This window comes from bacterium, assembly GCA_026129405.1.
Taxonomy (GTDB): Bacteria; Desulfobacterota; Binatia; order DP-6; family DP-6; genus JAHCID01.
Genome location: JAHCID010000003.1, coordinates 651,835 through 665,690, shown reverse-complemented (window position 1 = coordinate 665,690; position 13,856 = coordinate 651,835). Strand labels below are relative to the sequence as shown.

The following is a 13,856-nucleotide window of genomic DNA, read 5'->3' as shown; positions in this document are numbered from 1 at the left end:
TACACCTGGGAGGCGTCGGCCGCCGGCGTCGAGGCGGCGTGGGACGCCGCGCGCGGCGTTGCGGGCCCGGCGTCATCTGATAATTCGACGCACCGTGCACCGGCGTGACACGGGGTGGCGGCTGCGCTGGGCGCTGCTGGGAGCCGGCGACATGCTGGCGTGCCTGCTCGCCTACCTGCTCGCATTCCTGCTGCGCGTGGTCGTCCCGCTGCCCCTGACGCAGGGCTATCTGCCGGCGCTGCGCTTCGCCGAGGTGCACCACCACTGGGGCGAGATGCTGGTCGCGCAGGCGGCCAGCCTCTACTTCCTCGGCCTCTACGAGACGCGCGCGGTGCTGTACCCGCGCCAGTATCTCGGCGCCCTGGCGACGGCGGCGGCGGTGCAGGCGCTGTTCCTCATCGCCGTCTACTTCTTTCGCCAGGACCTCGTCTTCCCGCGCTCGATCTTCGTCGTGCTGGCGCTCGTCAACGCGGGCCTGCTGGCGGCGTGGCGGCTCGGATGCCGTCCCCTCATGGGGCGGTATCCGCGCAAGCGGGTGCTGGTGGTCGGCACGAACGCGGCGGCGGCGGAGGTGATCGAGACCCTGCGCGGGCAGCGGTGGCTCGGGCTCGACGTCGTGGGGACGGTCGTGAGCGGCGGCAACGGCACGCGCGCGACGGCGCTGGAGGGCGTTCCCGTCCTCGGCAACCGCGACGATCTGCCGGGGCTCTGCGAGCGCCACGCCGTCGACGAGGTCATCATCGCCTCGGACGGCGGCTGGCAGGACCAGCTGCTCGACGCGCTCGGGCGGCACGCGGGGATGCGCGCGCGCATCTCGGTGGTGCCGTCGCCGTTCGAGATCCTGATCGGCCGGCGCGAGACGCTGCGCCTCCACGACATCCCGCTCATCGAGGTGATCGGCGACCCCGAGGACGGCGCCGGCGGCGCGTTGAAGCGGCTCTTCGACGTCGCGGCGGCCGGCGTCCTCGTCGTCCTGACGGCGCCGGTGGCGGCGCTCGTGGCGCTCGCCATCGCGGCCACGTCGCCGGGCGGCGTGATCTTCCGCCAGGCGCGCGTCGGCAAGGACGGCCGCGTGTTCACGATCTACAAGTTCCGCACCATGCAGCGGGAGGCGGAGCGCGCGACCGGCCCGGTGCTCGCGGCCGAGAACGACCCGCGCGTGACGCCGCTCGGGCGCGTGTTGCGCGCGACGCGGCTGGACGAGCTGCCGCAGCTGTGGAACGTGCTCCGCGGCGACATGAGCTTCGTCGGTCCGCGGCCCGAGCGGCCCGAGTTCGTGGCCGAGTTCGAACGCGACATCACCGGATACGTGGAGCGCTTCCGCGTGCGGCCCGGCCTCACGGGGTATGCGCAGGTGAACGGCGAGTACCGCACCTCGGCGGCGACGAAGCTGAAGTACGACCTCGCGTACATCCACAACCGCTCGCTCTGGCTCGACGTGCGCATCCTGTCCGAGACCATGAAAGTCATGCTCACGCGGCGGGGCGTCTGACGCGTGGCGCCGCGCTCCGTCCCTCCGTGGCTACGGCGGCTCGCCGACGTCGTGCTGGCGTTCACCGCGGTCACGATCCCGCTGTCGATCAGCGGCATGCAGATCGGCATCGGCACGCTGTTCGGCCTCGCCGTCCTGGCGCCGCTGGTCGGTGCGCGCGTCGTGCGGCGCACGCCGCTCGACGGCTGGCTGGCGCTCTTCCTCGGGGTGCTCGTGCTGAGCACGCTCGCGAGCCTGCGCCCGCACGAGGCGGGCGGGTGGTCGCGCATGTGGGTGCTGATCGGCTTCTTCGGCATCTACTGGTGGCTCGATCCCGCGCGCGCGGTGCGCTTCACGGGGTGGCTCGTCGCCGGCGGGACGGTCGCCGCGGTGTACGGCGTGGTGCAGCACTGGACCGGCGCGGATTGGTACCGCACGCTCATGGGGCGCGAGCTCGAGGTGCGGGCGCGCGTCGAGGGTGCGGGCGGTTACGCCGTCATCGGGTTCTTCTCGAGCTACCTCACCTTCGCGCATCTCATGGTGTTCCCGCTCGCGGCGGCGACCACGCGCGCGCTCGCCGGCAGCGTGCGCGCCGGCGGCGCGTCGGTGCTGATGCTCGCGTCGATCGTGCTGTCGACGGCGCGCGGAGCGTGGATCGCGCTGCTGGGCGGCGTCGTCGTGCTGGCGCTGGTCGGCGGCCGGCGGTGGGCGGTACGGCTCGTGCCGGCGGCGCTCGTCGTGGCGGCGCTGACCGTCGGTGCGTCGCCGCACCTGCGGGCGCAGATCGAGCCCATGTTCACGCTCGAGGGGCCCAACGCCGGCCGGGTGGCGATCTACCGCGCCAACCTCGACATCGTGCACGACCACCCGTGGCTCGGCTTCGGCTTCGGGCGCTACCGTCCGCACGCCAAGCCCTACTACGAGCCGTACCCCGCGGCCGATCGGAAATCGCACGCGCACAACAACTTCCTCCACATGGCAGCGGAAGCGGGCCTGCTCGGTCTGACGGCGTTCGCGCTGCTCTACGCGGCGATCCTGCGGCTCGGCTGGGAGGCCGTGCGCGCCACCCGCGGCGGACCGATCGGCCCCACGGCCGCGGGTGCGTGGCTCGGCATCGTCGCCTTCCTCCTCGGCGGGCTCACGCAGTACAACTTCGGCGACAACGAGGTGGCGATCGCGATGTGGGCGACCACCGCCGTGCTGCTGCGCTGCCGGGACGCGTGACCGCCGTGCGGGTGCTCCACGTCGATCCGGAGCGGGCGTGGGGCGGGGGCGAGGTGCAGGTGCTGCTGCTCTGCCGGGCGCTGGCCGCGCGCGGCGTCGCGCAGACGCTGGCGGTGCATCCGGACGGACCGCTGGCACGCGCGGCCGCCGCGGCGGGGCTCCCCGTCGTGCCGCTGCGCATCCGCAACGACGCCGACGTGGTCGCCGGCCTGCGCCTGCGCCGGCTCGCGCGCGACGCCGACGTCGTCCACTTCCATACCGCGCGGGCGCACGCGCTGGCGCCGCTCGTACCGCGCGCCGGCCGCCGGCTCGTGGTCACGCGGCGCATGGACTACGTGCCGCGGGGCGGCGCCTGGGCGCGATGGCTCTACACCGGGGCGGTCGACGCGGTGATCGCCATCTCGGCCGGCGTGCGCGACGCGCTCGTCCGCGCCGGCGTGCCGGCGGAGCGCATCCGCATCGCGCCGAGCGGCGTCGACGTCGACGCCTGGCCGCCGACGCGCGCGGCCGTGCGGGCCGCCTGGGGGTCAAAAACGACGCCGTCCTCGTCGTGCTGGTGGCGCGCTCGAGCAAGGGGCACGACGTCCTGCTCGCGGCGGCGGCGCGCGCCGACCCGCGGCTGCGCTACGCGTTCTGCGGGACGGGCAGCGCCGAGGCCGCGCTGCGGGCAGCGGCGACGCCGCTCGGTGATCGCGTCGTCTTCGCGGGCTTCCGCGACGACGTGGCCGCGTGCCTCGCGGCGGCGGACGTCGCCGTGCTGCCGTCGCGTCACGAGGGCCTCGGCGTGGCGGCGCTGGAGGCGATGGCGGTGGGGCGGCCGGTGATCGCGAGCCGCACCGGCGGGCTCGCCGAGGTCGTCGTCGACGGCGAGACCGGGCTCGTGGTGCCGCCCGAGGACGTCGCGGCGCTGGCCGCAGCGCTCGGCCGGCTCGCGCGCGACGCCGAGCTGCGCAGCCGCTTCGGCGCCGCCGGCCGCGCGCGCGTGCGTGCGCACTACGGGGCCGAAACCATGGCGGAGGGCACGCTCGCCTGCTACGGGAGGGCGCCATGCGGGGGGTGACGCGGGCGCGACTGCGAACGCTGGTGCAGCGCATGGCCGGCGTGCGCGTGCTCGTGGTCGGCGATCTCATGCTCGACCAGTTCGTGCGCGGGCGGGTGCAGCGCATCTCGCCGGAGGCGCCGGTGCCGGTCGTGCACGTGCAGAGCGAGGACGAGCAGCCGGGCGGAGCGGGCAACGTCGTGCGCAACCTCGTCGAGCTGGGCGGGCGCGCCGCCGTCGCCGGCATCGTCGGCGACGACCCCGCCGGCCGCCGGCTGGGCGACGTGCTTGCCGGGCTGGGCGCCGCGACCACCGGGATCGTCGCCTCGCGCCACGGCGCGACGACGCAGAAGACGCGCATCGTCGCGCACCAGCAGCAGGTGGTGCGGCTCGATCGCGAAGCGGCGGCGCCCGACGCCGCGGCCGGGCGGCGGCTGCGCGACTGGGTGCTGGCGCAGCGGCGGCGCTGGGACGTGCTGGTCGTGTCCGACTACGGCAAGGGCGTCGTCGGGCCCGAGCTGCTGGGCGCGCTGGCGACGGCCCATGCCCGCGCGCCGTTCACCTGGCTCGTCGATCCGAAGCGGGTGAACTTCCCGCACTACCGCCGCATGTCGCTCATCAAGCCGAACCGCGAGGAGGCGGGGGCGGCGGCGGGGATCGACATCGTCGACGACGTCACGCTCGCGGCGGCCGGGACGCGGCTGCTCGAGCGCTGGGAGGCCGAGTCGGTGCTGATCTCGCGCGGCGACGAGGGCATGGCGCTCTTCCGCCCGCGGCGGCGCACGCACACGGTGCCGACGGTCGCGCGCGAGGTCTTCGACGTCACCGGCGCGGGCGACACGGTGATCGCGACCTGCGCGCTGGCGTTGGGGGCAGGGGGCACGCTGGAGGAGGCGACCGTGCTGGCCAATCACGCGGCCGGCGTGGTGGTCGGCAAATTCGGTACGGCCACCGTGAGCGCAGCCGAGCTGCGCGCGGCGATCGCGTCACGGTGAGCCGGGGCCGTCGGGAGACGCGATGCGAAGCATGACGGGCTACGGCACCGCCACGACGGCGGGACGCTGGGCACAGATCACCGTCGAGGTGCGCGGCGTGAACCAGCGCCACCTCGACGTCCGGGTGACGGCGCCGCGCGAGTACGCGGCGTGGGAGGGGGAGCTGCGCGACCGGGTGCGGGCGCATGCGGAGCGCGGGCGCGTCGACGTCAGCGTCGTGCGCGTCGCCGCCGCCGGGCGCCGGCGCTACCGCGTGGCGATGCGCGAGGAGCTGGCGCGCTCGTACGTGACCGCGGCGCGCGGCCTCGGGAGGCGCCTCGGGCTGCCGGGCGAGGTCACGCTCGCCGACGTGCTGCGCCTCCCCGATCTGTTCGAGGTCGCCGAGCAGGCGCCGGACCTGGCCGCGGAGCTGCCCATCGTGCGGCGGACGCTCGGCGCGGCTCTGCGTGCGTTCGACCGTGAGCGGCGGCGCGAGGGGCGGCACGTGCAGCGCGACATGCAGCGGCGGGCGGCGGCGCTGCGGGGCTTCGTGGCGAAGATCCGCAAGCGCCTGCCGCACATCCAGCGGGCGCTCCGTAGGCGCGTCGAGGAGCGGCTCGGACGCCTCGCCGAAGGCGCGCAGATCGACCCCACGCGCGTCGCGCAGGAGCTGGCGACGCTGGCCGACCGCAGCGACGTCACCGAGGAGCTGGTCCGCCTGGACGGCCACCTGGCCGCGCTCGACGCGGCGTTGAAGGGCACGGCGCCGATCGGCAAGCGGGTCGAGTTCCTGCTCCAGGAGATCCTGCGCGAGTGCAACACGACCGGCGCCAAGGCGGGCGATCTCGCCACCAGCGCCCTCGTCCTCGAGGCCAAGGGCGAGGTCGAGAAGCTGCGCGAGCAGGTGCAGAACGTCGAGTGACCGCGCTATATGAGGGCGCGGTGCTGATCACGATCTCGGGCCTGCCGGGCAGCGGCAAGACGACGGTGGCGAAGCTGGTCGCGGCCGAGCTCGGGCTGGAGCACGTCTACGCCGGCAACATCTTCCGCCAGCAGGCGGCCGAGCACGGGCTCAGCCTCGAGGAGTACCTGCGCCGGGCCGAAACCGATCCGTCGATCGACCGCGATCTCGACCGCCGCATGCGGGAGCGGGCGGCGCGCGGCGCGGCCGTGCTCGAGGGCCGGCTGGCCGCGTTCATGGCCGAGCAGGCGCGGGTGCCGGCGCTGCGCGTCTTCCTCGACGCCTCCGAGGCGGTGCGCGCCGAGCGCATCACGGGGCGCGAGGGCGGCCACGCCAGGGAGCGGCTGCGCGAGACCCAGGCGCGCGAGGCGTCCGATCGCAAACGCTACCTCGACCTGTATGGGGTCGATTACCACGACAAGGCCCGGTACGATCTCGTCATCGACACCGACCATCGCACGCCGGCCGACCTCGCAGGGGAGATCGTCTCGAAAGCGCGCGCCCGGGGAGGTGCCGCGCACCGTCCATGACCATCGGCGACCTGATCGATCGCGTCCGCGGCTACAGCCCCACGGCGAACGTCGACGTCATCCAGAAAGCCTACGACTTCTCCGCCGAAGTCCATCATGGGCAGCGCCGGCGTTCGGGCGAGCCCTATCTCACCCATCCCCTCCAGGTCGCCGGCATCATCGCCGACCTGCGGCTCGACGTGCCGAGCGTCGCCACCGGGCTGCTGCACGACACGGTCGAGGACACGCTCGCCACCCTGCCGCAGCTCCAGGAGCTGTTCGGCGACGAGATCGCGGTGCTCGTCGACGGGGTCACCAAGATCGGCCAGATCAACTTCACCTCGCGCGAGGAGAAGCAGGCCGAGAACTTCCGCAAGATGCTGCTCGCGATGGCGCGCGACATCCGCGTGATCCTGGTGAAGCTCGCCGACCGCACGCACAACATGCGGACGCTCGCGCATCTGAAGCCCGAGCGTCAGGTCGACATCGCGCAGGAGACGCTCGAGATCTACGCGCCCCTCGCGCACCGGCTCGGCATCTACTGGATCAAGAGCGAGCTCGAGGACAACGCGCTGCGCTTCCTGCACCCCGAGGTCTACTACCAGCTGAAGCGCAACGTCGCGAAGAAGAAGGCCGAGCGCGAGAAGCACACGAAAGAGGTGATCAGCATCATCGGCAAGAAGCTGGCCGAGGCCGGCATCGAGGCCGAGATCAGCGGTCGCCCGAAGCACTTCTACTCGATCTACCAGAAGATGCAGGCGCAGAACCTGCTCTACGATCAGATCTACGACCTCATCGCGTTCCGCGTCGTCGTCGACTCGGTCGGCGAGTGCTACGAGGCGCTCGGCGTCGTGCACGCCAGCTGGAAGCCGGTGCCGGGGCGCTTCAAGGACTACGTCGCCCTGCCGAAGCCGAACGGCTACCAGTCGCTGCACACGACGGTGATCGGGCCGTACGGCGAGCGCATCGAGATCCAGATCCGTACGCGCGAGATGCATCGCGTGGCCGAGTACGGCATCGCGGCGCACTGGCGCTACAAGGCGCCGGGCGATCCCGGGCCGGACATCGACCAGCGCTTCGCCTGGCTGCGCCAGCTGCTCGAGTTCCAGCAGCAGGTCTCCGATCCGCAGGAGTTCCTGCGCTCGGTGAAGGAGGATCTCTTCAGCGAGGAGGTCTTCGTCTTCACGCCGAAGGGCGACCTGCTGAACTTCCCGGTCGGCGCCACCATCATCGACTTCGCCTACCGCATCCACTCGGAGATCGGCCGTCACTGCGCCGGCGCGCGCGTCAACGGCAAGATCGTGCCGCTGCGCTACTCGCTGCAGAGCGGCGACACCGTCGAGATCATCACCACCGCGAACCAGACGCCGTCGAAGGACTGGCTCAAGATCGCCAAGACCCAGCGCGCCAAGGCCCGCATCCGCGCCTGGATCAAGGGCCAGCAGAGCGCGCGCTCGGTGGCCGTCGGCCGCGAGATCCTCGAGCGCGACCTCGGGCGCGCGCACCTGGAGCTCGCCGCCCTGCGCAAGGACGGCACGCTGGCGCGCGTGCTGAAGGAGCTCGAGCTGCCCGACGAGGACACGCTCCTCGCCGACCTCGGCTACGGCAAGCTGACGGCGCAGCAGGTGCTGGCGCGGATACTCCCGGAGCAGGAGCTGGAGCGGCGCCGCGAGCGCGCCGAGGGTGCGCTCCAGCGGCTCATGCGGCTCGTCAGCCGCCAGTCGAAGAGCGGCGTGCGGGTGTCCGGCGTCGAGGACATGCTGGTGCGCTTCGGGAAGTGCTGCCAGCCGTTGCCGGGCGAGCGCATCGCCGGCTTCATCACGCGCGGGCGCGGCGTCACGGTGCATGCGCAGGACTGTCCGAAGGTGCTGGAGACCGATCCGCAGCGGCGCATCGACGTCCAGTGGGAGAACGGCAAGGGCACGCCGCGCCCGGTGCGGGTCGAGGTGATCGGGGTGGATCGACAGGGACTGCTGGCGGCCATGTCGAAGGCCATCAGCTCGACCGGCATCAACATCGCCAAGGCGCAGGTGCACGTGATCGGCGACCACAAGGCGCAGAACGTCTTCGAGCTCATGGTCGGCAGCATCGACGACCTCAACACCGTGATGCGCAACCTCGGCCGCGTCCGCGGCGTGATGCGCGTCACCCGGGTGCGCACGTGAGCCGGCGCGCGCTCGAGAGTGCCCCCGGCGCGCCGCAGGCGGTGGGGCCGTACTCGCCCGCGGTCGTCGCCGGCGACCTCGTCTTCTGCGCCGGCCAGATCGGCCTCGACCCGGCGACGACGACGCTCGTCGCGGGCGGCACCGCGGCGCAGGCGGCGCAGGCGCTGCAGAACCTCGACGCCGTGCTGGCGGCGGCGGGCTGCGGGCGGGACGACGTGGTGAAGACGACGGTGTTCCTGGTCGACGCCGCCGACGGGAAGCTCGTCAACGAGCTCTACGGCCGCCACTTCCGGGCGCCGTACCCGGCGCGCTCGACCGTCGTCGTGGCGGGGTTGCCGCTCGGGGCGCGCGTCGAGATCGAGGCGATCGCGCTCCGGCCGACGGCCTGACGCGGGCGGGGCGCGTTCCGGCGGCTCGGCCCGCGACGCGGGCGGCCTGCGCGGAATCCCGTGCCCCGGGAGACGGACGTCAGGCCGAGGCGGCCTTCTGGACCTTGCCGCTGCGGATGCAGCGGGTGCAGACGAGCAGGTAGCGGCCTGCGGTGCCGACGCGCGCGTGGACGCGCTGGAGGTTCGGCTGCCACGTCCGCTTGGTCTTGTTGTTCGCGTGGCTCACGTTGTTGCCGACCGAGCGGTGCTTGCCGCACACTTCGCAGACCCGTGCCATAGGGGGTCGGGAGGTAGCACGGGCCTCCCGGGCTGGCAAATCCGCCCGGCCGCGCCGGCGCTCAGGCCCCCGCGCGGATGCGGCGGAGCAGCTCGCTGGTCGAGACCCCCGGTACGACCGTGACCCGCTCGACCCGGCCTCCGGCGGCCTCGACCTCGGCGCGGCCGACGATGTCTTCGAGAGCCCAGTCGGCGCCCTTCACGAGCACGTCCGGCGCGAGGGCGGCGATCAGGGCGAGCGGGGTGTCCGCGGCGAAGACGATCACGTGGTCGACGGCGGCGAGGCCGGCCAGCACCTCGGCACGCTCGGCGGCCGAGAGGATGGGGCGGCCGCTGCCCTTCAGCCGTCGTACCGAGGCGTCGTCGTTCAGGCCGACGACGAGGACGTCGCCGAGCGCGCGCGCCGCGGCGAGATAGCGCACGTGCCCCGGGTGGAGCAGGTCGAAGCAGCCGTTCGTGAAGACGACACGCGCGCCGGCGGCGCGCCGCGGGGCGAGGGCGGCGCGCAGCGCCGCGGCATCGGACGCGAGCTTCGGAATCGTCACCGCGCCGCCGACCATAGCGTGCGTCGCGCGCGCCCCGCCACCGCATGCGGGGCGGGGTTTGCCTTGACCCCTCCCCCCCGGGGGCATACAGGCTGCCCCGATGCCGAATCAGCGGCGCCGTCGCTGGCGCGAGGCCATGACGGTTCGCATCGACCTGAATGGCCTGCTCGCCGCGACGACCGGGGCGGATGGGGTGACGGCGGAGGAGCTGACGGCGCTCGCGCCGGAGCTGGCGCGCGTCCGCCGGACGCTCGCCGAGCGGCGTGCCGCGGGCGCGCTGCCGTTCGCGGATCTGCCGTCGCGCAGCGCCGATCTCGCGGCGGTCCGTGCCGCCGCGGACGCGGCGCGCACGGAGTTCGACACCTGCGTCGTGCTCGGCATCGGCGGCTCCGCGCTCGGCACGCACGCGCTGCTGCACGCGCTCGGCCGCGGGCGCCGCGACGGGCTGCGCTGCCTCGTTTCCGACACGATCGATCCGTGGGCCTTCGCGCGCCTGCTCGAGCCGCTCGATCTCGCACGCACGCTGTTCGTCGTGGTCAGCAAGTCCGGCGACACCGCCGAGACGATGGCGCGGTTCCTCATCGTGCGCGATCGGCTGCTGCGCGAGATGGGCGCCGTCGACTACAAGCGCCACCTGCTCGTGGTGACGCATCCGGCGCACGGCTCGCTGCGCCAGATCGTCAACGACGAGGGCTTCGCGGCGCTGCCGGCGGTGCCCGACGTCGACGGCCGCTTCTCCGTCCTGACGGCCGCCGGCCTGCTGCCGGCCGCGCTCGCGGGCATCGACGTCGACGAGCTGCTCGCCGGCGCCGCGTGGGTCGACGAGCGGCAGCAGGCGGTCGAGGATCCGCTGACGGTGCCGGCGCTGGCGCTGGCCGGCGCGCTGTGGCTGCTGGCCACGCGCCACGAGAAGCGCATCGTGGTGCTGATGAGCTACGCCGAGCGTCTCGCCGTCGCCGGCGACTGGTTCTGCCAGCTCTGGGGCGAGAGCCTCGGCAAAGCGCAGGGCGCCGACGGTCGCGACGCGACCTTCGCCTCGACGCCGCTGCGGGCACGCGGCAGCGCCGACCAGCATTCGCAGATGCAGCTCTACGTCGAGGGGCCGCGCGACAAGGTCGTCCTCTTCCTGCGCGTCGAAGACCACGGCGAGACGCTCGACATCCCCGCCGCGTACCAGGACATCGAGGAGGTCGGGTGCCTCGGCGGCAACGCCCTCGGCACGATGCTGAACGGCGAGCAGCGCGCCACCGAGGCGGCGCTCGCACGCCGCGGGCGGCCGAGCGCCGCGCTCGTGCTGCCCGAGGTGAGCGCATTCACGGTCGGACAGCTGCTCGGGCTCCTCGAATGGACGACGGTCGCGACCGCGTTGCTCGCGGGCATCGATCCCTTCGGGGCGCCCGCCATCGAAGAAGGCAAGCAATACACGTTCGGGCTCATGGGACGCCCAGGGTTCGAGGACCGGCGCGCCGAGGTCGAGCGCTGGGCGGCCGTGCGCGATCCCCGCTGGATACTCTGAGGCGGTAGCGTGGGAAAGATCGCCGTCCTGCCCCCGGTCGTGCAGGGGCAGATCGCCGCGGGCGAGGTCGTCGAGCGGCCCGCGTCGGTCGTGAAGGAGCTGGTCGAGAACGCGCTCGACGCCGGCGCGACCCGCGTCGACGTGTCGCTGCGCCAGGGCGGCGTCGATCGCATCGTCGTGCGCGACGACGGCGAGGGCATGCTGCCCGACGACGCGGTGCTCGCCTTCTCGCGTCACGCCACCAGCAAGCTGACGCGCGCCGAGGATCTCCCCGGCGTGCCGACCCTGGGCTTCCGCGGCGAGGCGCTGCCGAGCATCGCCTCGGCGGGGCGCGTGCGGCTCGTCACGCGGCCCGCGAGCGAGGCGGCGGCGATCGTCGTCGAGGCGGACGGCCACGGCGCGCGCCTCGCCGGCCCCACGGGCGCGGCGCCGGGGACGACGGTCGAGGTCCACGACCTCTTCGCGGCGACGCCCGCCCGCCGCAAGTTCCTGCGCACGGCGGCGACCGAGGTCGGGCACGTCGTCGATCTGCTGACGCGGCTCGCGGTCGCATGCCCGACGACGGGCTTCCGGCTGGAGCACGACGGCCGTGAGGTGGTCGCCTACCCGCCCGTGCAGACGCTGCGCCAGCGCCTGGCGCAGGTGCTGGGCGCGGAGCGCGCCGCCGGGATGGTCGAGGCGGAGGGGATCCGCGAGGGCGTCGCCGTGCGCGCGTTCCTCGCGTCGCCGCGCGAGTCGCTGGCGACGGCGCGTCTCGTGTGGACCTTCGTCGCGCTGGCGGGCGGGACGGAGCGCGGCGTCGCGCGCCGCTGGGTGCGCGACCGCCTGCTCCTGCGCGCCGTGCTCGACGGCTACGAGTCGTTGCTCATGCGGGGCCGCTACCCGGTCGCCATGGTGTTCGTGGCGACGCCGCCGGGCGAGTGCGACGTCAACGTACACCCGGCGAAGCTCGAGGTGCGCTTCCGCCGCCCCGCGCTCGTGCACCAGCTCGTGGTGTCGTCCCTGCGCAGCGCGCTCACGACCGCGCTGAAGGAGGGCGCGACGGTCGATGTCGTCGCCGCGGCGACGGCGCGCGAGGTCGCGCCGGCATACGTGCCCGCGCCGCCGCCGGTCACCGTCGAGCCCGCCGACGTCGGCGTCGCCGCGCCCGCGGCGCCGAGCGCCACGGCGTCGCCGTGGACGCGGCCCGCGCCCGCCGCCCTGTCGACGGCAGGCGGGCAGGGCACGCTGTGGCAGGCCGCCCCCGAGGGCTTCGCCGCGCTGCGCTTCGTCGGCCAGGTGTTCGAGGGCTACCTGCTGTGCGAAGGCCGCGGGCGGGTCGTGCTGATCGACCAGCACGCCGCGCACGAGCGCGTCCGCTTCGAGCGCCTGCGCCGGCAGCACGCCGCGGGCAACGTCGAGCGCGACCCGCTGCTCGTCCCGGAGACGGTGACCTTGCCGCGCCTCCAGGTGGCGCTCCTGGGCGAGCACCAGGCGGTGCTCGCCGCCGCGGGCATGGAGGGCGAGCCCTTCGGCGCCGACACCTTCCTCCTGCGCACCATTCCGCGGCTGCTGCGCGGCAAGGACGTGGGTACGCTGGTGCGCGCGATCGCGGACGAGCTGGCGTCGGAGGGTGCGAGCGGCGCGGCAGCGCGCGCGCTCGACGGCGTGCTCGCGACGCTCGCCTGCCACAGCGCCGTGCGCGTCGGGCAGGGGCTGGCGCCGGGTCAGGTGCGCGCGCTGCTCGAGGCGATGGACACCGTCGACGTCAACGCACATTGTCCGCACGGCCGCCCGGTCGCAGTCGAGCTGACGCGGGTCCAGGTCGAGAGCCTCTTCGGACGATGAGCCGTCCGCGGGTCGTCTGCATCGTCGGCCCGACCGCGAGCGGCAAGACGGGGCTGGCGCTCGCGCTCGGCGCCGCGATTCCGCTCGAGGTGGTGTCGGCGGACTCGCGCCAGGTGTACCGCGGGCTCGACGTGGGCACGGCGAAGCCGACGCCCGCCGAGCGCGCCCGCGTGCCGCACCACGGGCTCGACCTGGTCGAGCCGACGGAGACCTTCGACGTGGCGCGCTTCCGCGCGCTCGCCGACGCCGCGATCGCGGACGTCGTCGCGCGCGGGCGGGCGCCCGTGGTCGCCGGCGGCACGGGACTGTGGGTGCGCGTGGTCTGCCGGGGGCTCTGCCCCGCACCGCCGCGGGCGCCGCACGTCCGCGCCGCGCTGCGCGCCATCGCGGCGCGCGCGGGGGTACCGGCGCTGCACCGCATGCTGGCCGTGGTCGATCCGCCGCTGGCCGCGCGCGTGCACCCGCACGACCCGGTGCGCTGCGAGCGTGGGCTCGAGGTCGCGTTCGCGAGCGGCCGGCGGCTCTCGGCCTGGCAGGACGCCCACCGCTTCGCCGAGGCGCCGTACGACATGCTCGTCCTCGGGCTCGCGGTCGCACCGCCGGTCCTCGCCGCGCGCGTCGCCGCCCGGACGCAGGCGATGCTGGCGACGGGGTTCGTCGAAGAGGTGGCGGCGCTACGGGCGCGCGGCGTGCCGGATGCGGCGCCGGCGTGGAACGCGGTCGGCTATCGCGAGGTGCGGGCGCACGTCGACGGGACGCTGTCGCGGGCCGAGGTCGCCGCGGCGATCGTGCGGGCGACGACCCGCTTCGCGCGCCGGCAGCGGACGTGGTTCCGCGCCGAGCCCGACGTCGTGTGGCGCGATCCGGACACCCAGGCCGCGCAGCTGCTCGACGAGGCGGCGGCCTTCCTCGCGACGGGGCGCCGCCCGCGCGTTGCAAACGTACAGGGCCCGCGCTAGA

General features: G+C 74.2%; 13 protein-coding genes. 11 read left to right on the top strand and 2 right to left on the bottom strand.

What is annotated here, in order from left to right:
- The first annotated feature begins 94 nt into the window (after positions 1-94).
- From KIT14_15685 to KIT14_15650, 8 genes are all read left to right on the top strand, one after another.
- Positions 95-1,492: a sugar transferase gene (locus tag KIT14_15685; protein MCW5891965.1), complete on the top strand. Its 1,398-nt coding sequence runs from the start codon at positions 95-97 to the stop codon at positions 1,490-1,492.
- A gap of 3 nt (positions 1,493-1,495) precedes the next feature.
- The gene (locus KIT14_15680; GenBank protein ID MCW5891964.1) at positions 1,496-2,695 is read left to right on the top strand and encodes an O-antigen ligase family protein; all 1,200 of its coding nucleotides are present in this window, start codon (positions 1,496-1,498) and stop codon (positions 2,693-2,695) included.
- Positions 2,692-3,519, top strand: a complete 828-nt coding sequence (locus KIT14_15675; GenBank protein MCW5891963.1) for a glycosyltransferase — start codon at positions 2,692-2,694, stop codon at positions 3,517-3,519. The genes KIT14_15680 and KIT14_15675 overlap by 4 nt, the downstream gene beginning before the upstream one ends.
- 223 nt (positions 3,520-3,742) lie before the next feature.
- The gene (gene rfaE1, locus KIT14_15670; protein ID MCW5891962.1) at positions 3,743-4,729 is read left to right on the top strand and encodes a D-glycero-beta-D-manno-heptose-7-phosphate kinase; all 987 of its coding nucleotides are present in this window, start codon (positions 3,743-3,745) and stop codon (positions 4,727-4,729) included.
- A 22-nt stretch (positions 4,730-4,751) separates the two neighbouring features.
- A complete protein-coding gene (locus KIT14_15665; GenBank protein ID MCW5891961.1) occupies positions 4,752-5,630 on the top strand; it encodes a YicC family protein in 879 nt (292 codons plus the stop codon).
- Between the two features lie 20 nt (positions 5,631-5,650).
- Complete coding sequence (locus tag KIT14_15660) at positions 5,651-6,199, top strand: AAA family ATPase (protein MCW5891960.1); 549 nt, start codon at positions 5,651-5,653, stop codon at positions 6,197-6,199.
- The gene (locus KIT14_15655) at positions 6,196-8,343 is read left to right on the top strand and encodes a bifunctional (p)ppGpp synthetase/guanosine-3',5'-bis(diphosphate) 3'-pyrophosphohydrolase (GenBank protein ID MCW5891959.1); all 2,148 of its coding nucleotides are present in this window, start codon (positions 6,196-6,198) and stop codon (positions 8,341-8,343) included. The genes KIT14_15660 and KIT14_15655 overlap by 4 nt, the downstream gene beginning before the upstream one ends.
- Entirely contained in the window at positions 8,340-8,732 is a 393-nt protein-coding gene (locus KIT14_15650) for a Rid family detoxifying hydrolase (GenBank protein ID MCW5891958.1), read from the top strand. The genes KIT14_15655 and KIT14_15650 overlap by 4 nt, the downstream gene beginning before the upstream one ends.
- 79 nt (positions 8,733-8,811) lie before the next feature.
- Here the strand turns inward: KIT14_15650 and rpmB are convergent, their stop codons facing one another.
- Together rpmB and rfaE2 are read right to left on the bottom strand one after the other, a co-directional pair.
- Positions 8,812-9,009 (bottom strand): 50S ribosomal protein L28, encoded by a 198-nt coding sequence (rpmB, locus tag KIT14_15645; GenBank protein MCW5891957.1) that lies wholly within the window; start codon positions 9,007-9,009, stop codon positions 8,812-8,814.
- 61 nt (positions 9,010-9,070) lie between these two features.
- Positions 9,071-9,568 carry a D-glycero-beta-D-manno-heptose 1-phosphate adenylyltransferase gene (gene rfaE2, locus KIT14_15640; GenBank protein MCW5891956.1) on the bottom strand — a complete coding sequence of 166 codons (498 nt, stop codon included), beginning with the start codon at positions 9,566-9,568 and terminating at the stop codon, positions 9,071-9,073.
- A gap of 85 nt (positions 9,569-9,653) precedes the next feature.
- Here rfaE2 and KIT14_15635 point away from each other — a divergent pair, with 85 nt between their 5' ends.
- Genes KIT14_15635 through miaA form a run of 3 tightly spaced genes read left to right on the top strand, consistent with a single transcriptional unit; the run spans position 9,654 to position 13,855 of the window.
- Positions 9,654-11,069, top strand: coding sequence for a glucose-6-phosphate isomerase (locus KIT14_15635; protein MCW5891955.1), 1,416 nt, complete (start codon positions 9,654-9,656; stop codon positions 11,067-11,069).
- A gap of 9 nt (positions 11,070-11,078) precedes the next feature.
- On the top strand, positions 11,079-12,896 hold the full coding sequence (gene mutL / locus KIT14_15630; GenBank protein MCW5891954.1) for a DNA mismatch repair endonuclease MutL: 1,818 nt from the start codon (positions 11,079-11,081) through the stop codon (positions 12,894-12,896).
- On the top strand, positions 12,893-13,855 hold the full coding sequence (gene miaA / locus KIT14_15625; GenBank protein MCW5891953.1) for a tRNA (adenosine(37)-N6)-dimethylallyltransferase MiaA: 963 nt from the start codon (positions 12,893-12,895) through the stop codon (positions 13,853-13,855). Before mutL ends, miaA begins: the two co-directional genes overlap by 4 nt.
- Position 13,856: the final 1 nt, after the last annotated feature.

Coding starts and splice junctions, on each gene's coding strand:
- rfaE1 (MCW5891962.1), top strand. CDS start 3,743: ATGCGGGGGGTGACGCGGGCGCGACTGCGAACGCTGGTGCAGCGCATG.
- KIT14_15665 (MCW5891961.1), top strand. CDS start 4,752: ATGCGAAGCATGACGGGCTACGGCACCGCCACGACGGCGGGACGCTGG.
- KIT14_15655 (MCW5891959.1), top strand. CDS start 6,196: ATGACCATCGGCGACCTGATCGATCGCGTCCGCGGCTACAGCCCCACG.
- rpmB (MCW5891957.1), bottom strand. CDS start 9,009: ATGGCACGGGTCTGCGAAGTGTGCGGCAAGCACCGCTCGGTCGGCAAC.
- rfaE2 (MCW5891956.1), bottom strand. CDS start 9,568: ATGGTCGGCGGCGCGGTGACGATTCCGAAGCTCGCGTCCGATGCCGCG.
- KIT14_15635 (MCW5891955.1), top strand. CDS start 9,654: ATGCCGAATCAGCGGCGCCGTCGCTGGCGCGAGGCCATGACGGTTCGC.
- miaA (MCW5891953.1), top strand. CDS start 12,893: ATGAGCCGTCCGCGGGTCGTCTGCATCGTCGGCCCGACCGCGAGCGGC.